Annotated in this window: 23 protein-coding genes; 9 read left to right on the forward strand and 14 right to left on the reverse strand. The window is 62.4% G+C overall.

What is annotated here, in order from left to right:
- Window positions 1-75 precede the first annotated feature (75 nt).
- The 9 genes from odhB to GPA22_RS09820 all read right to left on the reverse strand — a co-directional run bounded on the left by odhB (window position 76) and on the right by GPA22_RS09820 (window position 9969).
- Window positions 76-1263: a 2-oxoglutarate dehydrogenase complex dihydrolipoyllysine-residue succinyltransferase gene (odhB, locus tag GPA22_RS09780; RefSeq protein ID WP_169255885.1), complete on the reverse strand. Its 1188-nt coding sequence runs from the start codon at window positions 1261-1263 to the stop codon at window positions 76-78.
- Between the two features lie 31 nt (window positions 1264-1294).
- The gene (locus tag GPA22_RS09785; RefSeq protein WP_169255886.1) at window positions 1295-4141 is read right to left on the reverse strand and encodes a 2-oxoglutarate dehydrogenase E1 component; all 2847 of its coding nucleotides are present in this window, start codon (window positions 4139-4141) and stop codon (window positions 1295-1297) included.
- A 148-nt stretch (window positions 4142-4289) separates the two neighbouring features.
- Window positions 4290-5585 (reverse strand): citrate synthase, encoded by a 1296-nt coding sequence (gene gltA, locus GPA22_RS09790; RefSeq protein ID WP_169255887.1) that lies wholly within the window; start codon window positions 5583-5585, stop codon window positions 4290-4292.
- A gap of 62 nt (window positions 5586-5647) precedes the next feature.
- The gene (locus GPA22_RS09795) at window positions 5648-5884 is read right to left on the reverse strand and encodes an FAD assembly factor SdhE (protein WP_169255888.1); all 237 of its coding nucleotides are present in this window, start codon (window positions 5882-5884) and stop codon (window positions 5648-5650) included.
- The gene (locus tag GPA22_RS09800) at window positions 5881-6591 is read right to left on the reverse strand and encodes a succinate dehydrogenase iron-sulfur subunit (RefSeq protein WP_169255889.1); all 711 of its coding nucleotides are present in this window, start codon (window positions 6589-6591) and stop codon (window positions 5881-5883) included. Before GPA22_RS09800 ends, GPA22_RS09795 begins: the two co-directional genes overlap by 4 nt.
- A gap of 19 nt (window positions 6592-6610) precedes the next feature.
- Window positions 6611-8404 (reverse strand): succinate dehydrogenase flavoprotein subunit, encoded by a 1794-nt coding sequence (gene sdhA / locus GPA22_RS09805; protein ID WP_169255890.1) that lies wholly within the window; start codon window positions 8402-8404, stop codon window positions 6611-6613.
- A 2-nt stretch (window positions 8405-8406) separates the two neighbouring features.
- Window positions 8407-8754: a succinate dehydrogenase, hydrophobic membrane anchor protein gene (gene sdhD, locus GPA22_RS09810; protein WP_169255891.1), complete on the reverse strand. Its 348-nt coding sequence runs from the start codon at window positions 8752-8754 to the stop codon at window positions 8407-8409.
- Complete coding sequence (gene sdhC, locus GPA22_RS09815; RefSeq protein ID WP_169255892.1) at window positions 8748-9137, reverse strand: succinate dehydrogenase, cytochrome b556 subunit; 390 nt, start codon at window positions 9135-9137, stop codon at window positions 8748-8750. The genes sdhD and sdhC overlap by 7 nt, the downstream gene beginning before the upstream one ends.
- Before the next feature lie 103 nt (window positions 9138-9240).
- A complete protein-coding gene (locus tag GPA22_RS09820; protein ID WP_169255893.1) occupies window positions 9241-9969 on the reverse strand; it encodes a GntR family transcriptional regulator in 729 nt (242 codons plus the stop codon).
- Window positions 9970-10187: 218 nt separating this feature from the next.
- Here GPA22_RS09820 and GPA22_RS09825 point away from each other — a divergent pair, with 218 nt between their 5' ends.
- Both GPA22_RS09825 and GPA22_RS09830 read left to right on the forward strand, forming a co-directional pair.
- Window positions 10188-11177: a malate dehydrogenase gene (locus GPA22_RS09825; protein WP_169255894.1), complete on the forward strand. Its 990-nt coding sequence runs from the start codon at window positions 10188-10190 to the stop codon at window positions 11175-11177.
- Window positions 11178-11285: 108 nt separating this feature from the next.
- Window positions 11286-12269, forward strand: coding sequence for an HpcH/HpaI aldolase/citrate lyase family protein (locus tag GPA22_RS09830; RefSeq protein WP_169255895.1), 984 nt, complete (start codon window positions 11286-11288; stop codon window positions 12267-12269).
- Window positions 12270-12471: 202 nt separating this feature from the next.
- On the opposite strand, the gene infA is transcribed toward GPA22_RS09830, so the two are convergent.
- On the reverse strand, window positions 12472-12741 hold the full coding sequence (gene infA, locus GPA22_RS09835; protein WP_169255896.1) for a translation initiation factor IF-1: 270 nt from the start codon (window positions 12739-12741) through the stop codon (window positions 12472-12474).
- A 336-nt stretch (window positions 12742-13077) separates the two neighbouring features.
- On the opposite strand from infA, the gene GPA22_RS09840 reads away from it, so the two are divergent.
- Window positions 13078-13971 (forward strand): adenylate/guanylate cyclase domain-containing protein, encoded by an 894-nt coding sequence (locus GPA22_RS09840; protein WP_169255897.1) that lies wholly within the window; start codon window positions 13078-13080, stop codon window positions 13969-13971.
- Between the two features lie 34 nt (window positions 13972-14005).
- Here the strand turns inward: GPA22_RS09840 and GPA22_RS09845 are convergent, their stop codons facing one another.
- Complete coding sequence (locus GPA22_RS09845; protein WP_169255898.1) at window positions 14006-14335, reverse strand: DUF2325 domain-containing protein; 330 nt, start codon at window positions 14333-14335, stop codon at window positions 14006-14008.
- A 126-nt stretch (window positions 14336-14461) separates the two neighbouring features.
- On the opposite strand from GPA22_RS09845, the gene GPA22_RS09850 reads away from it, so the two are divergent.
- On the forward strand, window positions 14462-15481 hold the full coding sequence (locus GPA22_RS09850; protein ID WP_169255899.1) for a Fe(3+) ABC transporter substrate-binding protein: 1020 nt from the start codon (window positions 14462-14464) through the stop codon (window positions 15479-15481).
- Window positions 15482-15639: 158 nt separating this feature from the next.
- On the opposite strand, the gene GPA22_RS09855 is transcribed toward GPA22_RS09850, so the two are convergent.
- The 3 genes from GPA22_RS09855 to GPA22_RS09865 all read right to left on the reverse strand — a co-directional run bounded on the left by GPA22_RS09855 (window position 15640) and on the right by GPA22_RS09865 (window position 18186).
- A complete protein-coding gene (locus GPA22_RS09855) occupies window positions 15640-16038 on the reverse strand; it encodes a hypothetical protein (protein ID WP_169255841.1) in 399 nt (132 codons plus the stop codon).
- 108 nt (window positions 16039-16146) lie between these two features.
- The gene (locus GPA22_RS09860) at window positions 16147-16464 is read right to left on the reverse strand and encodes a response regulator (RefSeq protein ID WP_246264225.1); all 318 of its coding nucleotides are present in this window, start codon (window positions 16462-16464) and stop codon (window positions 16147-16149) included.
- A gap of 39 nt (window positions 16465-16503) precedes the next feature.
- On the reverse strand, window positions 16504-18186 hold the full coding sequence (locus GPA22_RS09865; RefSeq protein ID WP_211169036.1) for an ABC transporter permease: 1683 nt from the start codon (window positions 18184-18186) through the stop codon (window positions 16504-16506).
- A 130-nt stretch (window positions 18187-18316) separates the two neighbouring features.
- On the opposite strand from GPA22_RS09865, the gene GPA22_RS09870 reads away from it, so the two are divergent.
- The 5 genes from GPA22_RS09870 (at window position 18317) to rsxA (ending at window position 22687) form a co-directional block, all read left to right on the forward strand.
- Window positions 18317-19435, forward strand: coding sequence for an ABC transporter ATP-binding protein (locus tag GPA22_RS09870; RefSeq protein WP_169255900.1), 1119 nt, complete (start codon window positions 18317-18319; stop codon window positions 19433-19435).
- Window positions 19432-20133 (forward strand): leucyl/phenylalanyl-tRNA--protein transferase, encoded by a 702-nt coding sequence (aat, locus tag GPA22_RS09875; RefSeq protein ID WP_169255901.1) that lies wholly within the window; start codon window positions 19432-19434, stop codon window positions 20131-20133. The genes GPA22_RS09870 and aat overlap by 4 nt, the downstream gene beginning before the upstream one ends.
- A 16-nt stretch (window positions 20134-20149) precedes the next feature.
- Entirely contained in the window at window positions 20150-20890 is a 741-nt protein-coding gene (locus GPA22_RS09880) for an arginyltransferase (protein ID WP_169255902.1), read from the forward strand.
- A gap of 87 nt (window positions 20891-20977) precedes the next feature.
- Complete coding sequence (locus GPA22_RS09885; protein ID WP_169255903.1) at window positions 20978-22006, forward strand: quinone-dependent dihydroorotate dehydrogenase; 1029 nt, start codon at window positions 20978-20980, stop codon at window positions 22004-22006.
- Window positions 22007-22102: 96 nt separating this feature from the next.
- A complete protein-coding gene (rsxA, locus tag GPA22_RS09890) occupies window positions 22103-22687 on the forward strand; it encodes an electron transport complex subunit RsxA (protein ID WP_169255904.1) in 585 nt (194 codons plus the stop codon).

Below are 22687 nucleotides of genomic sequence, written 5' to 3' on the forward strand. Positions count from 1 at the left end.
TCTTGACTCCGAAAAAAGAAAAACGTGGCGCCGCCGGGCGATTGCGTCCCGGCGGATCGCCACGCGAGCGTGAAATTACACGTCGAGGATCAGGCGGGCCGGATCTTCCAGCGCTTCCTTCATCGTCACGAGGCCGAGCACGGCTTCGCGGCCGTCGATGATACGGTGGTCGTACGACATGGCCAGGTAGTTGATCGGACGGATCACGATCTGGCCGTTCTCGACCACCGGACGGTCCTTGGTTGCATGGATGCCAAGGATGGCGGACTGCGGCGGGTTGATGATCGGCGTCGACAGCATGGAACCGAACACGCCGCCGTTGGAGATCGAGAAGGTGCCGCCCGAAAGCTCCTCGAGCGACAGCTTGCCGTCCTTGGCCTTCTGGCCGAATTCGGCGATCTTCTTCTCGATGTCGGCGATCGACATCTGGTCCGCGTCGCGCAGGATCGGCACGACGAGGCCACGCGGCGAACCGACGGCGATGCCGATGTCGATGTAGCCGTGGTAGATGATGTCGCTGCCGTCAACCGAGGCGTTCAGGATCGGGAACTTCTTCAGCGCTGCAACGGCAGCCTTGACGAAGAAGCCCATGAAGCCCAGGCGCACACCATGTGCCTTCTCGAACTTGTCGCCGTACTGCTTGCGCATGGCCATCACAGGCGCCATGTTCACTTCGTTGAACGTGGTCAGGATGGCGTTCTCGTTCTTCGACTGGATCAGGCGCTCGGCGATGCGGGCACGCAGACGGGTCATCGGGACGCGCTCTTCCGGACGCTCGCCCGTCAGGGCAAGCGGCGCGGGCGCAGCAGCGGCCGCCGCCGAACGCACCTGAGCGGCAACCGCGTCTTCCTTGGTCACACGGCCGCCACGGCCGGTGCCGGCCACATCCCCGGCCACGATGCCCTTCTCTTCGAGGATCTTGCGCGCTGCGGGGCTGGCCGTACCGGCTGCCGTCGCGGGCGCCGCAGCAGCGGGCGCCGCTGCCGCAGCCGCGGCAGGCGCTGCCGCACCGGCAGCAGCCTTCGCTTCGGTGTCGATCTGGGCGATCAACTCGCCCGAGTTCACGTTGTCACCGTTGGCCTTGACGATCTTCACGAGAACGCCATCGGCGGGGGCCGGGGTCTCGAGCACGACCTTGTCGGTTTCGATGTCGATCAGGTTCTCGTCGCGCGCGACGGCGTCCCCTTCCTTCTTGTGCCACGACACCAGCGTGGCTTCGGAGACGGATTCCGACAGTTGCGGCACTTTTACTTCGATCAGCATGTAAGGAACTCCCGATTGCTATATTTATTAGTTAGTTAGGCGATTGCTGCGTCGTGTCCTGGATCGGACCGAAGGCATTTTCGATGACGGCCTTCTGTTGCGCGTTGTGCTTCGCGTAGTAGCCGACCGCGGGCGATGCCGAGGCAGGACGGCTGACGAGCAGCAGGCGGCGCTTGCCGAGCACGTTCACGAGGTGCTGGCGCGAGGCGAGCCAGTACCATGCACCCTGGTTGCGCGGCTCTTCCTGGCACCACACCACTTCCTTGGCGTTCGGGAACTGGTTGATCGCCGCGGCGAAGGCCTCCGTCGGGAACGGATAGATCTGCTCGATGCGGACGAGCGCCGTATCGGTGATCTTGTTCTCGCGACGATGCGCCAGCAGTTCGTAGTAGATCTTGCCCTGGCACAGTACGACGCGCTTGACCTTCTTCGGATCGAGTTTCTCGACCTCCGGGATCACGGTCTGGAAGCTGCCGTTCGCCAGTTCGTCGATCGTCGAGATCGCTTCCTTGTGACGCAGCAGCGACTTCGGCGTGACGATGATCAGCGGCTTGCGCAGCTTGCGCACCATCTGGCGGCGCAACAAATGGAAGATCTGTGCCGGCGTGGTCGGCACGCACATCTGCCAGTTGTTTTCCGCCGCGAGGCTCATGAAACGCTCCGGACGGCACGACGAGTGCTCCGGTCCCTGGCCTTCGTAGCCGTGCGGCAGCATCATCACGAGTCCGCTCAGACGGCCCCACTTCGCCTCGCCGGAGCTGATGAACTGGTCGATGACGACCTGGGCACCGTTTACGAAGTCGCCGAACTGGGCTTCCCATACGACGAGCTCGTTCGGTTCGGTGGTCGAGTATCCGTATTCGAACGCCAGCACTGCCTCTTCGGACAGCACGGAATCGAAGCACTGGAAGCCGGCCTGGCCATCCTGGATATGGTCGAGCGGCTTGTAGATACCCTCGTCCCAACGCTCGCGCTTCTGATCGTGCAGAACGGCATGGCGATGGAAGAAGGTGCCGCGCCCCACGTCCTCACCGGAAAGTCGAACGCGATAACCCTGCGCAAGCAGGCTGGCGTAGGCGAGGTTCTCACCCATGCCCCAGTCGAGCGGCAGTTCGCCGCGTGCCATCGCGGCGCGATCGTCGATGATCTTCTTGACGCGCGAATGCAGCGCAAAGGTCGTCGGAATCGTCGACAGGCGCTCGCCCAGGCGCTTGACTTCGGGCACGGGAATGGCCGTGTCGGCGGCGTCGGTATACGGCTTCTTCAGGAACGGCGTCCAATCCACCGAGAACTGGCGGTTGTGTCCGGGCAATACCGGGTTCGATAGCAGCTCGCCGCGGTCCAGATGCTCGCGGTACTCGGCGATGATGCGATCGGGCTCGTCGGTCTTGCAGGTGCCTTCGGTGACCAGGCGATCGGCGTAAAGCTTGCGCGTGCCCGGATGCTTCTGGATGGTCCGATACATCAGCGGCTGCGTCACCATCGGCTCGTCCTGCTCGTTGTGGCCGAGCTTGCGGAAGCAGATGATGTCGATGACGACGTCCTTCTTGAACTCCTGACGGAATTCGACCGCGAGTTTCGTCACGAATGCGACAGCTTCGGGATCGTCGCCGTTCACGTGGAAAATCGGCGCCTCGACCATCTTGAAGATGTCGGTGCAATACAGCGAGCTGCGGTAGTCACGCGGATCGGAGGTCGTGAAGCCGATCTGGTTGTTGATGACGATGTGGATCGTGCCGCCCGTTCCGTAGCCGCGCGTCTGGGAGAAATTCAGCATCTCCTGGTTCACGCCTTGGCCGGCGACCGCCGCGTCACCGTGGATGAGCACGGGGATGACCTGGGTCTTGCTTTCATCGCTGCGCCGGACCTGGCGGGCATACACCGAACCTTCGACCACCGGGTTGATGATCTCGAGGTGCGACGGGTTGAACGCCAGCGTCAGGTGCATCGGCCCGCCCTGGGTCATGACGTCGCTGGAGAAACCCATGTGATACTTGACGTCGCCGGCGGTCAGGTCGGCGGCGGCCTTGCCCTCGAACTCCGAGAACAGCATCGACGGCGACTTGCCCAGCGTATTCACGAGCACGTTGAGACGGCCGCGGTGCGCCATGCCGATGACGACTTCCTGCGCACCGAGCCCGCCGCCAACGTTGATCAGCTCATCCATCGCGACGATCGCCGATTCACCGCCCTCGAGCGAGAAGCGCTTCTGGCCGACGTACTTCGTGTGCAGGTAGCGTTCGAGCGTTTCGGCGGCGGTAACGCGTTCCAGAATGCGTTTCTTCTTCGCTGCGTCGTAGCGCGGCGTCGCACGCGCGCTTTCGAGACGCGCCTGGATCCAGCGCTTCTGCGAGATCTCGGAGATGTACATGTACTCCGAACCGACCGAGCCGCAATAGGTCTGGCGCACGGCCTCGAGGATCTCGCGCAGCGTCGCGTGATCGGTCGAGAAACCGTGGAAGGATCCGGTGTTGAAGCTGCGCGAGAGGTCAGCTTCGGTAAATCCGTAATAGGACGGTTCAAGCTCGGCGATATGCGGACGCTCGGTCCGACGCAGCGGATCGAGGTTCGCCCAGCGGTTGCCGAGGAAGCGGTAAGCGTTAATCAACTGCAGCGTGCTGACCTGGCGCTTGTCGTCGCCTTCCGGCGCCACGGTGCGCACCGGACCGCGCTTGGCCATTTCGGCGAAGGCCGCGATCACCGGGCCATGCGCCACGTCGCGCAGCGCCGCACCGCTCTGCGCCTGGAGTTTGTCAAAGTATTCACGCCACGATTCGGATACCGACGCCGGATCCGAAAGATAGTTCTCATAGAGCTCCTCGATGAACGGCGCATTGCTGCCGAACAAGTGAGAAGTTGCCTTTTTCTGAGTCGTCATTGTGATGCCACCTGTAGTCTTGTTGCTCTGCTTGGGCTATTCGACGCTAAAACCCGGCGTCTCCGAACAAAAAACGGGATGGCCGCGTCGAACGACCATCCCGCGGAGATCACAGCCGGGATTCTCTCCCGCCCCTGGTCATCATCTCTTACGGACGCTGAGCCAGTTCCGGCACATTGCGGCGTGCCGCGCCGACGTACAGCTGACGCGGACGCCCGATCTTGTATTCCGGATCGGTGATCATTTCTTCCCACTGGGTGATCCAGCCGACCGTACGGGCAAGCGCGAAGATGCAGGTGAACATCGAGGTCGGAATACCGAGGGCCTTCTGCACGATGCCCGAATAGAAGTCGACGTTCGGATACAGCTTCTTCTCGACGAAATATTCGTCCTCGAGCGCGATCTTCTCGAGTTCCTTGGCCAGCTTGAACAGGCGGTCGTTCTCGAGCCCCAGCTCGCCGAGCACGTCGGCGCAGACCTTGCCCATGAGCTTCGCGCGCGGGTCGAAGTTCTTGTACACGCGGTGACCGAAGCCCATCAGCTTGAAGCTGTCGTTCTTGTCCTTGGCACGCTTGATGTACTCGCCGACACGCGACACGTCGCCGATTTCTTCGAGCATGTTCAGGCAGGCTTCGTTCGCACCACCGTGCGCCGGGCCCCACAGGCAGGCGATGCCCGCCGAGATGCACGCGAACGGGTTGGCGCCCGACGAACCCGCGAGGCGCACCGTCGAGGTCGACGCGTTCTGCTCGTGATCGGCGTGGAGCGTGAAGATGACGTCGAGCGCACGCACCAGGACCGGGTTCGGCTCGTACTTCTCGCACGGCGTGCCGAACATCATGTGCATGAAGTTCGCCGTGTAATCGAGGTCGTTGCGCGGGTACATGAACGGCTGGCCCATGTTGTACTTGTACGCCATCGCCACGATCGTCGGCAACTTCGCGATCAGGCGGTTGATCGAGATGTTGCGGTGCGCAGCATCCGAGAAATCCATCGCCTCATGGTAGAACGCCGACAGCGCGCCCACCACGCCGACCATCACCGCCATCGGATGCGCATCGCGACGGAAGCCCGTGTAGAACTTCGTCATCTGATCGTGCAGCATCGTGTGGTTCTTGATCGTCGTCTCGAACTCACCCTTCTGCGTGGCGTTCGGCAGCTCGCCGTTCTTCAGCAGATAGGCGACTTCCAGGAAGTTGCACTTCTCGGCCAGTTGCTCGATGGGATAACCGCGATACAGCAGCTCGCCCTTGTCACCGTCGATGAAGGTAATCGTGGACTTGCAGCTCGCGGTCGAAAGGAACCCGGAGTCATAGGTGAAGAGACCGGTCTTGGCACCAAGAGTACGGATGTCGATGACATCATTGCCATGGGTGCCGGTCATCACCGGGAATTCGACGGTCTTGCCATCGACGGTAAGCGTTGCGGTGCGTTCAGTGCTCATAGGTCGTCCCTTATGCGTGCCCGTATTAACTACTTGCTCCCTGTAATGACCGCCCTGCCGAATCAACGCTGACTCAGCAGGCCGATCATCTCCTTCCAGCGATCGACCTCGCAGGGCTTGCTGCCGTTGACCATGGCCCACAGCTCATGGTCCTCGCAGCGCAGCAAATCCTCGAGGTCTGCCAGTTGACTGTCCGTGAGACGGTCAAAATCCCTTTCCAGAAAACGTGCGAAGACAAGGTCGAGCTCCAGAAGAGCCCGACGGCATTGCCAGCGCACGCGTCCCCGGTTGATGCTCATACTGCCCGGCTGACCATCATGTCCTTGATCTTGCCGATCGCGCGCGTCGGATTCAGACTCTTCGGACACACGTCGACACAGTTCATGATGGTGTGGCAGCGGAACAGGCGATACGGGTCCTCGAGGTTGTCGAGGCGCTCGCTCGTCGCCTCGTCGCGCGTATCGGCGAGGAAGCGGTACGCCGCGAGCAGGCCCGCCGGGCCGACGAACTTGTCCGGGTTCCACCAGAACGACGGGCAGGACGTCGAGCAGCAGGCGCACAGGATGCACTCGTAGAGCCCGTTGAGTTCTTCGCGGTCTTCCGGCGATTGCAGGCGCTCGCGCTCGGGTGCCGGCGCGTCGTTGATCAGGTACGGCTTGATCGAGTGGTACTGCTTGAAGAACTGGGTCATGTCCACGATCAGGTCGCGGATCACGGGCAGCCCGGGCAGCGGACGCAGCACGATGGGCTGCGGCAGGCTGTCGATGTCGGTGAGGCATGCGAGACGGTTCTTGCCGTTGACGTTCATTGCGTCGGAACCGCAAACGCCTTCGCGGCAGGAACGGCGGAAAGACAGCGAATCGTCCTTCGACTTCAGGCGAACCAGCGCGTCGAGCAGCTTCTTGTCCGACGGCTCCAGTTCGAGGGTGTAGTCCTGCATGTACGGCTTGTCGTCCTTGTCCGGATCGTAGCGGTACATCTTCAATTGAATGGTGCGCTTGCTCATTTCAGTATTTCTCCCGCGCTCAATAGGTGCGCTTTGCGAGCGCAATCGGGTCCACATCTTGCGACAACGGCTGCATCGTCACCGGCTTGTATTCGAGCCGGTTTCCGTCTCTGTACCACAAGGTGTGCTTGAGCCATTCATTGTCATTGCGGCCGTTCGGGAATTCCGCCGTATCCGGCGCGTCGTCGCGCACGTGGGCACCGCGGGATTCCTTCCGCGCCTCGGCCGACACCATGGTCGCCTTTGCGACTTCGATGAGGTTGTCGAGTTCGAGCGCTTCGGTGCGTGCAGTGTTCCAGACCTTCGATTTGTCCTTGATCTCGGTACGCTTCGAACGTTCGGCCACGTCGAGGATGGCGGCGACGCCTTCCTTCAGCAGCTTGTCGAAACGGAACACGCCCGCGTGCTTCTGCATCGTGCGACGCATTTCAAGGCCGACATCGAACACGCTCTCGCCATTGGTCTGCCCCTCGAGGCGTGCCAGACGCGCGAGCGAGACGTCGGCGGCGTCGGCCGGCAGCGGCTTGAGGCTGAGATTGCCGTTGCTCAGGTCCTCGACGACCGACTCGCCCGCCGACTTACCGAACACCAGCAGGTCGAGCAGAGAGTTGGTACCAAGACGATTGGCGCCGTGCACCGATGCGCAGGCACATTCGCCCGCCGCGTAGAAGCCGGTGATCGGGGCGTTCGGGTTGCCGTTCTTCGGCGCGACGACCTGACCCTTGTAGTTGGTCGGGATGCCGCCCATCTGGTAATGCGCCGTCGGCACGACCGGGATGGGAGCCTTGATCGGATCCACCCCCGCGAACTGGATCGAGATTTCGCGGATGCCGGGCAGGCGCTTCATGATCGTTTCGGGCGACAGGTGCGTGATGTCCAGCAGCACGTGATCCTTGTCGGGCCCGCAGCCGCGTCCCTCGTTGATCTCGGTGACCATCGAACGCGAAACGACGTCGCGCGACGCGAGGTCCTTCAGGTTCGGCGCATAGCGCTCCATGAAGCGCTCGCCGGACGCGTTGCGCAGGATCCCGCCCTCACCGCGCACGCCTTCGGTGATCAGCACTCCCGCGCCGAACACGCCGGTCGGGTGGAATTGCCAGAATTCCATGTCCTCGAGCGGAACGCCGGCGCGCGCCGCCATCCCCAGACCGTCACCGGTGTTGATGAACGCATTCGTCGAGCTGTGGAAGATACGGCCGGCGCCACCGGTCGCGAAGATCGTCGCCTTGGCATGGAAGATCGAGACTTCGCCCGTTTCCATTTCCAGCGCAGTCACGCCCAGGACGTCGCCGTCCGCGTTGCGGATCAGGTCGAGCGCCATCCACTCCACAAAGAACTGCGTATTGGCGCGAACGTTGCGCTGATACAGCGCATGCAGCATCGCGTGGCCGGTACGGTCGGCGGCGGCGCAGGATCGCGAAACGGGCGACTTGCCGTAGTTCTGCGAGTGGCCGCCGAACGGACGCTGATAGATCTTGCCGTTGTCGGTGCGGTCGAACGGCATGCCGTAATGCTCGAGTTCGACGACGACCTCGTTCGCCTTGCGGCACATGAATTCGATGGCATCCTGGTCGCCCAGCCAGTCCGACCCCTTCACGGTGTCGTACATGTGCCAGTGCCAGTTGTCCTCGGTGGAGTTCCCGAGCGACGCCGCGACGCCGCCCTGGGCTGCCACGGTGTGCGAACGGGTCGGAAACACCTTGGTCAGCACGGCAGTTTTCAGGCCGGCTTCGGAAAGTTGCAGGGCCGCACGCAGGCCGGCACCGCCGGCACCAACGATAACTGCGTCAAAAGTACGCTTAGCGACAGTCACGCTCACAGCCTCCAAAGAATCTGGGCAGCCCAGCCGGCATAGCCGACGAGCAGGAAGATCGTTACAAGATGCAGAGTCAGGCGGACGCCGACCGGCTTGATGTAATCCATGAAGATGTCACGCACCCCGATCCAGGCGTGATAGAACAGCGCGAGGAAGAAGAGGAAGGCAAAGAAGCGGACGAGACTGTTGCGGAACAGACCGGACCAGGTCTGATAGGTCATCTCCGGCAGGCCCAAGGCAGCCGCAGCGAACAGGACGGTGAAGATCACCATGAACAGGGCAGTCGCACGCTGCGCGATCCAGTCGCGCAAACCATAGTGAGCGCCCACGACAATACGCTTTACCATAGCTTCACCCCAATGATCACGGTCAGCGCGATGCTGACGACCAGCACGATGCGCGAGCTGTTACGGGCCGACTGCAGGTCGATGCCCTTGTGAAGATCGAGCAGAAGGAAACGGATGCCGGCGCAGAAGTGATGCATGTAGGCCCAAAGCAGCCCCAGCAGGAGAAGCTTGACGAGAGGATTCCCGACAACGCTCTTGTATGTCGCGAACGATTCCGGCGATCCGAGGCTGCGATCCAGCAGATACAGCAGGAACGGCAACATCAGGAACAGCCCCGCCCCGCTGACCCGATGGAGAATGGAAACAAAACCCGGCAACGGGAGCCGGATTTCGTGCAGCGCCAGGAATTTGGGTCGCTGCTTGCGCGCTATGGCTTCTGACATATTGTTTTACCCCTAGATGAGCGACGGTTGCCCGCCGCGGTTCTCCCAACTTGTAAAGCGCGAGAATTATATACGCGGAAACCCCTACATCCCGCTTGCCAATTCAGTTCAGCTCGTTCAGATAGAAATGCTCGGCCGTGGAATACAGCCCTCGCCTCCACTCCACCGGCCTGTCTCCGTACGTATAGGTGACGCGCTCCACGGACAGGAGCGGCGTCCCCTCCGCCACGCGCAGGGCCTCTGCCGTCGATCGATCGGCACCCACGGCCCGTATCCGCTCCTGCGCCCGAATCATGCGCAGACCGAAGCGCGCTTCGAACAGGCTGTAAAGCGAGCCGTTCCAGCTCTGCAGCACTTCGAGCGTCAAACCCTGAAATATCTCGCCCGGCAAATAGATCTCGTCGATCACGACGGGCTTCTGCGCAAACCTGAGCAGACGTCGCACGATGATGATCGGCTCACCCTGCTCGATGCCCAGCATCCGTGACGCTTCCTGGCCGGCCCGGGCGCGCCAGCAATCCATCGGCACACTTTGCGGATGCGCAAGGTCGCCATCCATAGGAACGAGCCGCAGGAAGCGGAACAAGGCGCGCGGGTCGTTGTGCGATGCGACGAACGTCCCTTTCCCCTGCTTGCGCACGAGAAGATTCTCGGCGGCCATCTCGTCGATCGCCTTGCGGACGGTACCCTGCGAGACGCTGAACCGCGACGCGAGCTCCTGTTCGCTCGGAATCACCTGACCGGGGCGCCATTCACCCGATTCAAGTGCCTGAAGAATCAGGCTCTTGATCTGCCGGTACAGCGGACTGAAGGTTGGGGATTCCTGTGCCATGGGCGCATTTCATCATAAAAATTTTCCAGCGTCCATTATCAGTCTAATGTCTTATATAAGACAAGTGACATTCATTGACACACAACCGACTTGCTTCTACCATCGCTTCGCCCCGGAATCCGGTTTCCGGTTACCCAGAATCGAACGCCAAGCAGCAATCGCGGGCGCACGATCTACAATCAATACCGTCTTCAATTCGCTTTAGAGGGAGTACTCAGATGAGCAAAGCCCCCGTCCGTGTCGCCGTCACCGGCGCCGCAGGCCAGATCGGTTACAGTCTGCTGTTCCGCATCGCCAGCGGCGAAATGCTGGGCAAAGATCAGCCCGTGATCCTGCAATTGCTCGATCTGCCGCAAGCACAGAAGGCGGTCAAGGGCGTGATGATGGAGCTGGAAGACTGCGCCTTCCCGCTGCTCGCCGGCATGGTCGCGACCGACGATCCGAATGTCGCGTTCAAGGACGCCGATTATTGCCTGCTCGTCGGTGCCCGCCCGCGCGGCCCCGGCATGGAGCGTGCGGACCTGCTGCAGGCCAACGGCGCGATCTTCACGGTGCAGGGCAAGGCCATCGCCGAGAACGCCAAGGAGGGCGTCAAGGTTCTGGTCGTCGGCAACCCCTGCAACACCAACGCCTACATCGCCGCCGCCGCCGCGAAGAAGGTCGGCCGCACCAACCCGAACAACTACCACGGCATGCTGCGCCTGGACCACAACCGCGCCCTGTCGCAACTCGCTGCCAGGACCGGCCGTTCGGTCTCGAGCCTCAAGAAGATGGTTGTGTGGGGTAACCACTCGCCCTCGATGTACGCCGACTACCGCTTCTGCACCTCGAACGGCGACTCGGTGAAGGCGCTCGTCAACGACCACGCCTGGAACAACGACGTGTTCCTGCCGACCGTCGGCAAGCGCGGCGCGGCCATCATCGATGCGCGCGGTCTCTCGTCCGCTGCCTCGGCCGCAAACGCAGCGATCGACCACATGCACGACTGGGCGCTCGGTTCGGACGACTGGGTCACCATGGGCGTTCCGTCGGACGGCTCCTATGGCATTCCCAAGGACGTCGTCTTCGGCTTCCCCTGCGAATGCAAGAACGGCGAATTCAAGATCATCCAGGGTCTCGAAATCGACGAATATTCGCGCGAAAAGATCAACAAGACCCTCGCCGAGCTCGAGGACGAGCGCGCCGCAGTTGCCGACATGCTGAAGTAAATCGGCTGCCGCAACATCGCACCGAGAGCCGCGGCGAAGCGCCGCGGCTTTTTTTTGCCTGTGGATTTCCGCAAAATCAGTCCATCACGACGCACCGTGGATAACCGAATGAAACATCCTGCCGAAGTTCTTTTTGCCGGCGAAAAGCCGTTTCCGGTCCTGCCCGCCGTGGATCACTACGCCGGCTCGGAAAAGCTGATGCGGAAGGCTCTCCAGCTTCAGCAGGAGCTCGGACCCATCTTCGACCTCACCTGCGACTGCGAAGACGGCGCCCACGCGGGCGCCGAAGCGGAGCATGCGGCCATGGCGGCGGAGATCATCCTCTCCGCCGACAACCATTTCGGACGCGTCGGAGCCCGCATCCACGACATCACGCACCCCCATTGGCGCAAGGATCTCGAGATCCTCGTCGGAAACGCCGGGCGCCGGCTTGCCTTCGTGACCCTGCCGAAAGTGCGTACCGCAGCGGATGTCGCCGCCCAGATCGACGCGCTGCGGGCCGTCGAGCAGGCCCACGGACTTGCAACGCAAATCCCCGTGCACGTGTTGATCGAAACGCACGGAGCCCTTCGCGAGGCATGGGAGATCGCAGCGCTGGAGAGCGTCGAATCCCTCGATTTCGGCCTGATGGATTTTGTTTCAGGGCACCATGGAGCCATTCCCGGAAGCGCGATGACAAGCCCCGGACAGTTCACGCACCCCTTGATCGTTCGCGCCAAGGCGGAGATTGCCGCGGCGGCGCTGGGCAACGGCGTTGTGCCGTCCCACAACGTCACGACCGAACTCAAGGACGTCGCGTTCATCGGCAGTGACGCCGAACGCGCCCGCCGCGAATTCGGCTACTTGCGCATGTGGAGCATCCACCCCAACCAGATTCTCCCCATCGTCGAGGCAATGCGCCCGGATTTCTCCGAGGTGGAGGCTGCCGTGGAAATTCTTGTCAACGCGCAGGACGTTGGCTGGGGGCCCACGCAGCACCGCGGCAAACTCCACGATCGGGCGTCTTACCGGTACTACTGGGAGCTGCTCTCACGCGCCAAGGCGACGGGCATGGCGATTGGCGACGAGGCGGAACGGCGCTTCTTTTCCTGAAGCGCGACGGGCGCTACCTGCAGACGCAATACGACGTTCCATCCGAAGGGGGAGTGATCTTCAGGCGCTCCCGTAGCCCGACATGCGGTGGCTTGCGACGCCGACAAGAACGCTTGCGCGCGGCCGGGAGCACTGCGACGCGCCGTCTCCCCTCAGCGACTTCCCGCGCACCCCGCGCGCGAGCGCGGCACGCGATGAAGCATCAACGCCGGCGCTGATGCTGAGGGCCCGGCCGGGGCGCATCAAGCCGCTCTTCCTTGTGGCGAAAGCTGATGCGGGCCTTCGTAAGATCATACGGGGAGAGTTCCACGCTCACCCGGTCGCCAGCAAGGATGCGAATGCGGTGTTTGCGCATCTTGCCCGACGCGTACGCCTGAACCTCGACCCCATTTTCCAGCGTCACCCTGAAGCGCGTGTCTGGCAGCACTTCATTCACAACGCCTTCCATTTCCAGCAGTTCTTCCTTCGCCATTTCGACTCCTTCAAAACAACCAATAACCGCGTCGACCTCATGGAGGCTCCATCGGCAAGACTGCAAGGTGGGGCCACGCCCGGCACACGACGACCATCGGGGCGAACCGGACCAATCCAGGCGGACGGAAATCTACGAGGCAGTGACGGGCGATGGCGTCTCGACTGAGACGCCAGGGATGACCGGGACAACCGGCAGAGAACCGGCCGGAATGACTGCCCGGCCATGAACTTCAGCATTACATTGTACCGGAAGGCACCACCGCCCCCCAAATCCGGGAGCCTCGTATGCGAATATGCGTCCAGTCCACCGGCTTTCTTTCTTTATAATGGCGCGATGACTGTCCCCGAATCCGTCCCGGACGCTTGCACGGTATTCTTTGCCGACTTGGCTGGCAGCACCCGTCTATACGAACGGGCCGGGGACGCCGTTGCGTATCGTCTTGTCGAACAATGCCTGCAGGGCATGCGACAGGAGATCCTGGCCTGTGGAGGCCGGGTCGTCAAGAATACGGGCGACGGCCTGCTGGCGGTTTTTTCCGACCCGAATGGCGCTCCGGAGGCGGCGATCCGGATGCATAACGCGGTTCAGGACCTGCCTCGCGTATCCGGACAAAAAATGGCTGTCCGTGTTGCCTTCCACACCGGAACGGTCATCGTCAGCGATGAGGACGTCTTCGGCGACACCGTGAACGTTGCCGCCCGGTTGCTCGAACTCGCAACCCCCGGACGCGCCATAGCCTCGGAACAGAGCGTGCAGGAGCTGCAGCCGGAATGGCGCAATCTGATGCACCCGCTTCAAAGCCGAAGCTTGCGCGGCGTGTCGCGACTTACCGCCCCGTTCGAGCTTGTGTGCGAATCGGTTGGCGATCTGACGGTCGTGCAAACGGTGAATCTGGACGCCGACGACTCTCCGGAGCTTCGACTGACCGCTGGAAGCCGCTCGCTGACCTTGAATGCGCAAACACCGAGCGCCCGCCTCGGTCGCGCGGCCTCGTCCGATATTCGCGTGACGGACACCCGTGCATCACGCGAGCATGCGCACATCGAGTTGCGTGGCGACAAATTCGTGCTCGTCGACCGCAGCAGCAACGGGACCTTCGTGGCCATCGACGGTGAGCGTGAATTCGTCCTTTCGCATGAGGAGGTCGTCCTCAGAAAACGGGGCCGCCTGGCGCTCGGCCGTTCATCCGCTGAAAGCCGCGACGTGATCGAATTCATCTGCCTGTAGCTGCCTGCGCCATCGATCGCGTTTCTGCAGGATTTCAAGGCTTCGCGCAGTCGCGCGGGCAGTTAGCGCAGTTGCTCCGATCAACGCGCTTGCCGAGTGCCTGTTGCAACGCACATACGGACCGCCTGCAACACACGACTGACGCCCCTTCCCTGCTGGCGGCCTCCCGGAAACGCTGCATCACGTTATGCCCGAGGAAGTCGGTGAACAGAATCACCATGCCGATCCCGGCCGGCAGTGACGCGTTTCGCCGCTGGTGGGCGGTTTCACGACCACTGACGTGCGCAGCGATGCGAATGCCAAATTCCGAAAGGACGTTCGGAATGTTCCCGAGACGATCAGCTCCGACGATCAGCGCATCCATGCCACCCCCTTAATTCAGTATTGAGAACCATTCGCATCCATACTGGACCCAATGGGAACTAATTGCAAGTAGGAATTGTTCTCGTTAGTATGGTGCCATTAGTCCACGACCACGCAAGGGAATGACATGAAGAAGACGCTCCTCGCCGCTGCCCTCCTCGGTTTCGGCACCATGACCATCCAGGCCATCGCAGCAGACGGCGAACTGAACCTGTACTCCGCGCGTCACTACCAGACTGACGAGGCCTTGTACTCGAACTTCACGAAGCAGACGGGCATCAAGATCAACCGTATCGAGGCAAAGGAAGACGAACTTCTGGAGCGCATCCGCAACGAGGGTGCGAACAGCCCCGCGGACGTGTTCATCACGGTCGACGCCTCGCGTCTGGCAAAGGCGGACGAGTTGGGTATCTTTGCGCCGGTGAAATCGAAAATTCTCGAGGCGCGTATCCCTGCACATCTGCGTGCCGACAACTGGTATGCCTATTCAACGCGCGCCCGTGTGATCGTGTACAACAAGGAATCGGTCAAGGCGGAGGACGTGCAAACCTACGAGAGCCTTGCCGGTCCGGCGCTGAAGGGAAAGGTGTGCTCCCGCTCGGGTAGCCATCCGTACAACATCTCGCTGGGCGCAGCGCTCATCAAGCACAACGGCGCCGAAGCGACCGAGACCTGGGCGAAGAACGTCGTTGCCAACTTCGCACGTGCCCCCAAGGGCGGCGACACGGACCAGATCAAGGCGGTGGCTGCCGGCGAATGCGGTGTCACGATCGCCAATACCTATTACCTCGCCCGTCTGATGAATTCGGACAAGGCCGAGGACAAGGCCGTGATGGCGAAGGTCGGAACGGTTTGGCCCAACCAGAAGAGCTGGGGTACGCACATCAACGTTTCGGGCGCGGGGATGCTGAAGAACGCTCCGAACAAGGGCGCCGCGGTGAAGTTCCTCGAATACCTTGCCTCCGACGAAGCGCAGGCCTACTTCGCCAACGGGAACAACGAATGGCCCGTCGTCGGAAGCGTCAAGGTCAGCAATCCGGCGCTCGACACCTTGGGCAAGTTCAAGGCCGACGCCCTGCCCGTCGGTGAGCTCGCAAGCACGGCGGCAGAAGCGCAGAAGATTTACGACCGCGCGGGATTCCGCTGATCGGCCGGGATCTGCGAGGGGCTCGTGAGCGAGCCTCTCGCAGAGGTGTCGCCCGCCTACGGGCGAACACGCAAAAGCAAAACGCCTTCCGATGACTTCGGAAGGCGTTTGTGTTTGTAGCCTGAATTCCCGGGAGCCGGCAGCTCCCGGCGGTTTTCCTATTCCGTCTGCGCAGGCGGCGCGGAATTAGGCTTGGGAGAACGTTTGCGGAACTTGCGCGCCGGCTTCTTGGCAGGCGCGTCCTCGCCCGGCGCCGCGGCGGCGGCATTCTTGGGTTGTCCTGCGGGTTTTGCCTGAGCGGGAGGCTTGCCTTGTCCGCCGCCCTTCTGTTGCCGCCCGCCCGACCTCGGGCCGCGGGACGGCTTGGGTCCCACCAGCCCTGTGGAAGGAGTCGGGCGCCTCAGGTTCGGATCGGGGGCACCTTCGCGGTTTCCGGGCGCGAGACTGATTTCGAGTTCATTCAGTTCGTCCCATTCGGCGTCGGTGCGCTGATTGTCGGGAATGGCCAGCAGTTCCTGCAGGCGACGACGTGGGGAAGTCGATTGCGGTGCATTCATCGGTGAATTATCCCATCGTTCGGGCGTCGCTGCTCTTGTTCTTTCTCAAAAAAGCGCGGCGTGGTCACATGTGGCGGAGTGCGATGCCGAGTGTTCGAGCAATGGGCCTCATTTGGGGAAGCGGCGGGAGACACGCTCGACGATCGATCCCTTGGCGGCCACCTCCGTCGCCCCGGCCTGCTTTGCTGCTTGAAATGCATCTGCGTCGAAATGGGGGCCGAAAACGACGATGTCAACCTGTGGAAAGGTGTCCCGCAGCTGTGCGATCTGGGTGCAGGCGCTGCGCATGCCGAGATCCACGACGATACAGTCCGGAGTCTCCGTGCTCTGTTTCTTCAACATCGTGGCACCAGCTGCCTTCCAGGCAGATTCGAGACGCATGCGACTCATCAGGTCATCGCATCGCAGCAATATCTTGATTGTCATCCCAAAATTCCGTAGACGTGAATCCGTTCGATCCGTGCTCTAGACTTCTGTCTCTTCGACCGTGCGGCGGCTCCCGTGCACGATCTGCCGGGAGATGATGAACATCGGCAGCAGTCCGACCGCCACGATCGTCACGGCCGCCGTCGATGCCTCGGCCAGTCGCTCGTCCGACGCGAGGGTGTGCGCCTGGGTTGCCAAGGTATCGAAATTGAAGGGCCGCATCACCAACGTTGCCGGCAGCTCCTTCATGACATCCACAAAGACCAGCAGGCCTGCGGTCAGCAGACTGCCGCGCAGGATCGGCACGTGGACACGCCGTAGCGTAGCCCACTTTCCGGCCCCGAGGCTACGGGATGCGTCATCCATGCTCGCCGTGATCTTGCCCAGACTGCTTTCGACCGTATGGAGCGCCACCGAAAGAAAGCGACTTAGATAAGCATACACCAGCGCCGCGATTCCTCCGGTCAGTACGAGCCCCGGATTCACGCCGGTCAACTCCTGCCACCAGCCTGCAATCACGTGGTCGAGGCGCGTCACGGGAATCAATACTCCGACGGCGATGACCGAACCGGGTACTGCGTAACCCAGCCCGACGGTGCGATTCAGGACACGTGGCAGACGCGAGCGCGCGAGCCGGGCCGCGTAGCCGAGGACGATTGCGAGCAATACCGCGAGCAGTGCAGTGACCGAGGCGAGCACGAAACTGTTGCGCGCCAGTTGCACGAAGCGGGCTCCGAACTGCGCATCGCCCTCGACGAGCGCCATGCGTAGGAGCAAGGCCGCAGGCAGCAGAAAACCGAGGAAAAGTGGCAGGAAACACAGCAGCGTGGCCAGAAGGCCGAGGGCGCGTGACAACTTGACGGGAGTCGGTGTCGTCTGTTGGCGCGAGGTGTTGTTGAAGCGCGCCCGCCCGCGGCTGGCATGCTCGAGGACCAGAACCACGACGACAAACGCGAGCAGCGCAGCCGAGAGTTGCGCCGCGGCAACGCGGTCCCCGAGCGAGAACCACGCGCGGTAGATTCCGGTCGTGAAGGTCTGCACGCCGAAATACGAGACGGTTCCGAAATCCGCGAGCGTTTCCATCAACGCCAATGCCGACCCGGCAACCACGGCGGGTCGCGCAAGAGGCAGCGAAACGCGGAAGAAGCTGCCCCACGGACCAAGCCCCAGCGAGCGCCCCGCCTCCAGCATGCCGGAAGCACGCTCCAGGAAGGCCGTTCGGGCCAGGAGGTAGACGTACGGATAGAGGACGAACATGAACATCGCCACCGCCCCGCCTGCCGTGCGGACGTCGGGAAACCAGTAGTCACCCGCCTTCCATCCGGACACTTCACGAAGCCAGCTCTGGAGCGGCCCGACGAACTGGAGGAAGTCGGTGTAAACATATGCCATCACATAGGCGGGAACCGCGAGCGGGAGGACGAGTGCCCACTGGAAGAAGCGGCGCCCGGGGAAGTCCGTCATCGTCGTCAGCCAGGCGGTCGTCACACCGATGCTGGACACGCCGAGACCGACACCGATGCAGAGAATCAGTGTGTTTCGGAGAAATTCGGGCAGGACGGTGGCGGAAAGGTGGCTCCAGGTACCCGACGTTCCTCCGACAAAGACGTTGGAGAATACGGAGATCACGGGCATTGCGATCAACACGGAGATCAGCAGCGAACCGGCCGTCAGCGACGACCAGCGCTTGCGCAGCCTTCCCAGCCCTTCCTTGAATTTCATCTCGCTCCCGAGGATCACGCTGCAGGGTCCATCCCGCGCAGCAGGTAGTCGAGAATTATAATTCATCGCATTTGGATTACCGCGATGCAATAATGGCATCGCACAACACAAACGCTGTATCGGATTCTCAATGTCCCATCTCGAGCTCGCCAGCATCGATCTGGCGTATGGCGGCCATCAAGTCGTCCGCAAACTTTCGCTCCGTCTCGAAACGGGCAGCATCGGCTGCCTGCTGGGGCCGTCCGGCTGCGGCAAGACGACCGTGTTGCGTTGCATTGCCGGGTTCGAGCCGGTACTGGCGGGGGAAATTCGTCTCGACGGGCAATTGGTGAGCGGGCGCGACGAGCATCTACCCCCCGAGCAGCGGCGCATCGGCATGGTGTTCCAGGACTACGCGCTCTTTCCCCACCTTTCGATCGCGGACAACATCGGCTTCGGGCTGCGCCGACTGGAACCGCAGCAACGCCGCGAACGCGTCGGCGAACTGCTGCGCGTCGTGGGTCTTGCCAATCAGGGGCACAAGTATCCGCACGAGATGTCAGGCGGCCAGCAACAGCGGGTCGCACTCGCACGCGCGCTCGCCCCGCGCCCCAGCCTGCTCCTGCTGGACGAACCTTTCTCGAATCTGGACGTGGAGCTGCGGGAGCGCCTGTCCTACGAAGTGCGCGACATCATCAAGGCGACGAACACGACCGCGATTCTGGTGACGCACGATCAGAACGAAGCCTTCGCGGTCGCGGACGAGATCGGGATCATGAACGAGGGCCGCATCCAGCAGTGGGACACGCCCTACAACCTGTATCACCGCCCGGGCAACCGCTTCGTCGCCGATTTCATCGGACAGGGGGTCTTTCTTCAGGGAGTCGTCCTCAACGATCACCAGGTGCGGGTCGAACTCGGTACGCTCAACAGTGCGATCCCGGTCGAATGCGGCATCGGTTGCGGAAACTGCGGCCGGGACTGCACGGTGTCGGTCCTTTTGCGCCCCGACGACGTCGTGCATGACGACTCGAGCACGCTGAAGGCCGAGGTGGTCCACAAGGCATTTCGCGGCGCCGACATCCTGTACACGCTCAGGCTGAAAAGCGGGGCGAAGGTACTGTCGCTCGTGCCCAGCCATCACAACCATGCGATCGGGGAAAGGATCGGCATCCGCCTGGATGTGGATCACGTGGTGACCTTCCACGACGGTTCCGACGAAGCAGTACGCGCAGTGCCCGTTCAAGGACCGGTTGCCGTGAACAGATGATCCCCTGGCTGACGGGCGCACCGCATTTTCCCCCCGTCGAGTGTGCGCTCGACGAACCGCCCGGCCTGCTTGCCGCCGGTGGCGCGCTCACGCCGGAATGGCTACTGGCGGCATACCGACAGGGAATCTTTCCGTGGTACAGCGCGGGGGAACCGATTCTCTGGTGGAGTCCCGACCCGCGTCTGGTGCTGACGCCATCGCGGATGAAGGTCTCGCGCTCCTTGCGCCGCACCGTGCGGCAACACCGGTTCGAGATCCGCTTCGATACGGCCTTCCAGGCGGTCGTCGAGGCGTGCGCCCAGCCGCGCGAACCAGGCGGGAGCACTTGGATCACGGCCGAGATGCAGGTCGCCTACCACCGCATGCACGAACTCGGATATGCCCACAGTGTCGAAGCGTGGGATGAGGGGGTGCTCGCGGGCGGGCTTTACGGCATGGCGGTGGGAAGGGCATTCTTTGGCGAATCGATGTTCAGCTTCCGTACCGATGCTTCCAAGGTCGCCCTTGCTCATCTGGCTCGCTACCTCGAGTCAAGGGACTTTGCCGTGATCGATTGCCAGATGACCACGCGGCATCTGCTTTCGCTTGGTGCCTTCGAGATCCCGCGTGCCGAGTTCCGCGCCGGTCTGGCGATATGGACGCGGGAGGGGGATGGCCCGGGGCGGTGGCCCGAAGATGCGAGCCGAGGATTGTTCTGAGCGCACACTCACCGAGATGCAGAAAGATTACCCCTACGCACTCATCCAGTTCTACGCGACGGCGCCGTATGCGTGTTCGTACCTGCCGGAGCGGGTCGCCCGCTCGCAGGTCGCGACGCCGGGCCATCTCATCGATTCGGCGGTGTACAGCGAACTGGTTCGCAACGGTTTCCGGCGTAGCGGCATGTTCACCTACCGCCCGTATTGCGATCATTGCCGCGCCTGTGTTCCGGTCCGCGTTCCGGTCGAGGCGTTCGTCGCGGACCGCAGCCAGCAACGCAGTTGGGCGCGGCACCGGTCCCTCGAGGCGAGCGAGAGGGATCTCGCGTTTTCGGAAGAGCACTACACCCTCTACCAGCGCTACCAGGGCTCACGCCATGCAGGCGGAGGGATGGATCAGGACAATCGCGAGCAGTACACCCATTTCCTGCTGCAGAGCCAGGTAGACACCCGCCTCGTCGAGTTCCGCGAGCGGGGGGTCCTGCGCATGGTGAGCGTCATCGACCGCCTCAGCGACGGTTTGTCCAGCGTTTACACCTTCTTCGATCCGGACACCCCGAAGGCCAGCTATGGCACCTACGGGGTTCTGTGGCAGATCGAGGTGTGCCGCCGCCTGCACTTGCCGTACCTGTATCTCGGGTACTGGATCAAGGAGAGCCGGAAGATGAACTACAAGACTCGCTTCCGCCCGCTCGAGGGGCGAATCCGGGGCGAGTGGCGAACCCTGGACCCCCTGGCCGACGTGGAATCGGAATAGGCCGCGCTTGGCGCCGGACAGTCCGCGAGGGCGCATTGTTCGGAAATCCGGGGGGCGAGGTCCCGCATGAAACGGTAGAATCCGCGGATGCTATACGACATCGCGCGCCCCATCCTGTTTTCGCTCGACGCGGAAACCGCCCACGAATTCTCCCTCGCCGCCCTCAATCTCGCCGGTCGCCTGCTGCCGACGGGCAAGCCACTGCCGGCAGATCCGGTCGAGGTCATGGGACTGGCGTTCCCCAACCGCATCGGACTCGCCGCCGGCCTCGACAAGAATGGTGAAGCCATCGACGGACTTGCCCGGTTCGGCTTCGGCTTCCTCGAGATCGGCACCGTCACCCCGCGGCCTCAGCCGGGAAATCCGCGGCCGCGCCTGTTCCGGCTGCCGGAGGTGCGCGGGATCATCAACCGCATGGGCTTCAACAACCACGGCGTCGATGCGCTGGTGGCAAACGTCAATGCCGCCCGGTTCAAGGGCATTCTCGGGATCAACATCGGCAAGAATTTCGACACGCCGATCGAAAATGCCGCCGACGATTACCTCGCCTGCCTCGACAAGGTGTATCCGCTGGCTAGCTACGTCACGGTCAACATTTCCTCGCCCAACACGAAGAACCTCCGCCAGCTGCAGGGCGAATCCGAACTCGACGACCTGCTCGGGCGACTCAAGGGACGGCAAGCGCAACTGGCGGACAAGCACGGCCGCTACGTTCCGCTGACGCTGAAGATCGCCCCCGATCTCGAGCCGGCCCAGGTGGTCAACATCGCCGACGCCCTGCGGCGCCATCGCATCGACGGGGTGATCGCGACGAACACGACGATCTCGCGCGAGAAGGTGCAGGGAATTCGCTACGCCGAGCAACAAGGCGGCCTGTCCGGCGTTCCGGTGTTCGAAAGCTCGACCATGGTCGTCTCGCAGCTTGCGCAGGCGCTTGCCGGGGAAGTCCCGATCATTGCGGCAGGTGGCGTGCTCGACGGACGGGGGGCACGGGCGAAACTCGAAGCCGGCGCAAAGCTCGTGCAGGTATATAGCGGGCTGATCTACCGCGGGCCCGGTCTTGTGGAAGAGTGCGTGCGCGCGACCGCATCCGACGACTTTGCCGTCGCTCGCTGACATGGCCTGCTTGCTCCCGATGCCTGTGAGCGATCCAGGGTTGAGCGGGGCATAACGGCGGGCGATAATTTCGCGATTATCAGGCGATCCGGGATCATGACCAGCTACATCTTCATCGTCATCGGCGCTGTTCTCGTGAACAACGTCGTCTTCGTCCGCATTCTCGGCCTCTGCCCCTTCATGGGGGTGTCCAAGAAGCTCGAGACGGCGATCGGGATGGGCGCGGCGACGACCTTCGTGCTGACGCTGGCCAGCGGCACGAGCTACCTGATCGACCACTACCTGCTGCAGCCGTTCGATCTCGCGTTCATGCGCACGCTCGCGTTCATCGTAGTGATTGCAGCGATCGTGCAGCTCACGGAACTGGTCATACAGAAGACCAGTCCGGTTCTGCATCAGGTCCTCGGCATCTATCTTCCGCTCATCACGACAAACTGCGCGGTGCTGGGCATTCCGCTGCTGAATGTCGCACTCAAGCACAACCTGCTGGAATCCCTTCTGTTCGGCTTCGGATCATCGATTGGTTTTACAATGGCCCTGGTGCTGTTTGCGGGCATTCGCGAACGCCTCGACGGCGCGGACGTGCCGGCCCCGTTCCGCGGTACGGCAATTGCGATGATCACGGCTGGATTCATGAGCCTGGCCTTCATGGGATTCGCCGGACTGGATCGCTTTCATTAG

The sequence above is a fragment of the Aromatoleum toluvorans genome (assembly GCF_012910905.1).
Classification (GTDB): domain Bacteria; phylum Pseudomonadota; class Gammaproteobacteria; order Burkholderiales; family Rhodocyclaceae; genus Aromatoleum; species Aromatoleum toluvorans.

Excerpts from the sequence above, each read along its gene's own strand:
- odhB (WP_169255885.1), bottom strand. The coding sequence starts at position 1,263 with ATGCTGATCGAAGTAAAAGTGCCGCAACTGTCGGAATCCGTCTCCGAA.
- GPA22_RS09785 (WP_169255886.1), bottom strand. The coding sequence starts at position 4,141 with ATGACGACTCAGAAAAAGGCAACTTCTCACTTGTTCGGCAGCAATGCG.
- gltA (WP_169255887.1), bottom strand. The coding sequence starts at position 5,585 with ATGAGCACTGAACGCACCGCAACGCTTACCGTCGATGGCAAGACCGTC.
- GPA22_RS09795 (WP_169255888.1), bottom strand. The coding sequence starts at position 5,884 with ATGAGCATCAACCGGGGACGCGTGCGCTGGCAATGCCGTCGGGCTCTT.
- GPA22_RS09800 (WP_169255889.1), bottom strand. The coding sequence starts at position 6,591 with ATGAGCAAGCGCACCATTCAATTGAAGATGTACCGCTACGATCCGGAC.
- sdhD (WP_169255891.1), bottom strand. The coding sequence starts at position 8,754 with ATGGTAAAGCGTATTGTCGTGGGCGCTCACTATGGTTTGCGCGACTGG.
- sdhC (WP_169255892.1), bottom strand. The coding sequence starts at position 9,137 with ATGTCAGAAGCCATAGCGCGCAAGCAGCGACCCAAATTCCTGGCGCTG.
- GPA22_RS09820 (WP_169255893.1), bottom strand. The coding sequence starts at position 9,969 with ATGGCACAGGAATCCCCAACCTTCAGTCCGCTGTACCGGCAGATCAAG.
- GPA22_RS09825 (WP_169255894.1), top strand. The coding sequence starts at position 10,188 with ATGAGCAAAGCCCCCGTCCGTGTCGCCGTCACCGGCGCCGCAGGCCAG.
- GPA22_RS09830 (WP_169255895.1), top strand. The coding sequence starts at position 11,286 with ATGAAACATCCTGCCGAAGTTCTTTTTGCCGGCGAAAAGCCGTTTCCG.
- infA (WP_169255896.1), bottom strand. The coding sequence starts at position 12,741 with ATGGCGAAGGAAGAACTGCTGGAAATGGAAGGCGTTGTGAATGAAGTG.
- GPA22_RS09840 (WP_169255897.1), top strand. The coding sequence starts at position 13,078 with ATGACTGTCCCCGAATCCGTCCCGGACGCTTGCACGGTATTCTTTGCC.
- GPA22_RS09845 (WP_169255898.1), bottom strand. The coding sequence starts at position 14,335 with ATGGATGCGCTGATCGTCGGAGCTGATCGTCTCGGGAACATTCCGAAC.
- GPA22_RS09850 (WP_169255899.1), top strand. The coding sequence starts at position 14,462 with ATGAAGAAGACGCTCCTCGCCGCTGCCCTCCTCGGTTTCGGCACCATG.
- GPA22_RS09855 (WP_169255841.1), bottom strand. The coding sequence starts at position 16,038 with ATGAATGCACCGCAATCGACTTCCCCACGTCGTCGCCTGCAGGAACTG.
- GPA22_RS09860 (WP_246264225.1), bottom strand. The coding sequence starts at position 16,464 with ATGACAATCAAGATATTGCTGCGATGCGATGACCTGATGAGTCGCATG.
- GPA22_RS09865 (WP_211169036.1), bottom strand. The coding sequence starts at position 18,186 with ATGAAATTCAAGGAAGGGCTGGGAAGGCTGCGCAAGCGCTGGTCGTCG.
- GPA22_RS09870 (WP_169255900.1), top strand. The coding sequence starts at position 18,317 with ATGTCCCATCTCGAGCTCGCCAGCATCGATCTGGCGTATGGCGGCCAT.
- aat (WP_169255901.1), top strand. The coding sequence starts at position 19,432 with ATGATCCCCTGGCTGACGGGCGCACCGCATTTTCCCCCCGTCGAGTGT.
- GPA22_RS09880 (WP_169255902.1), top strand. The coding sequence starts at position 20,150 with ATGCAGAAAGATTACCCCTACGCACTCATCCAGTTCTACGCGACGGCG.
- GPA22_RS09885 (WP_169255903.1), top strand. The coding sequence starts at position 20,978 with ATGCTATACGACATCGCGCGCCCCATCCTGTTTTCGCTCGACGCGGAA.
- rsxA (WP_169255904.1), top strand. The coding sequence starts at position 22,103 with ATGACCAGCTACATCTTCATCGTCATCGGCGCTGTTCTCGTGAACAAC.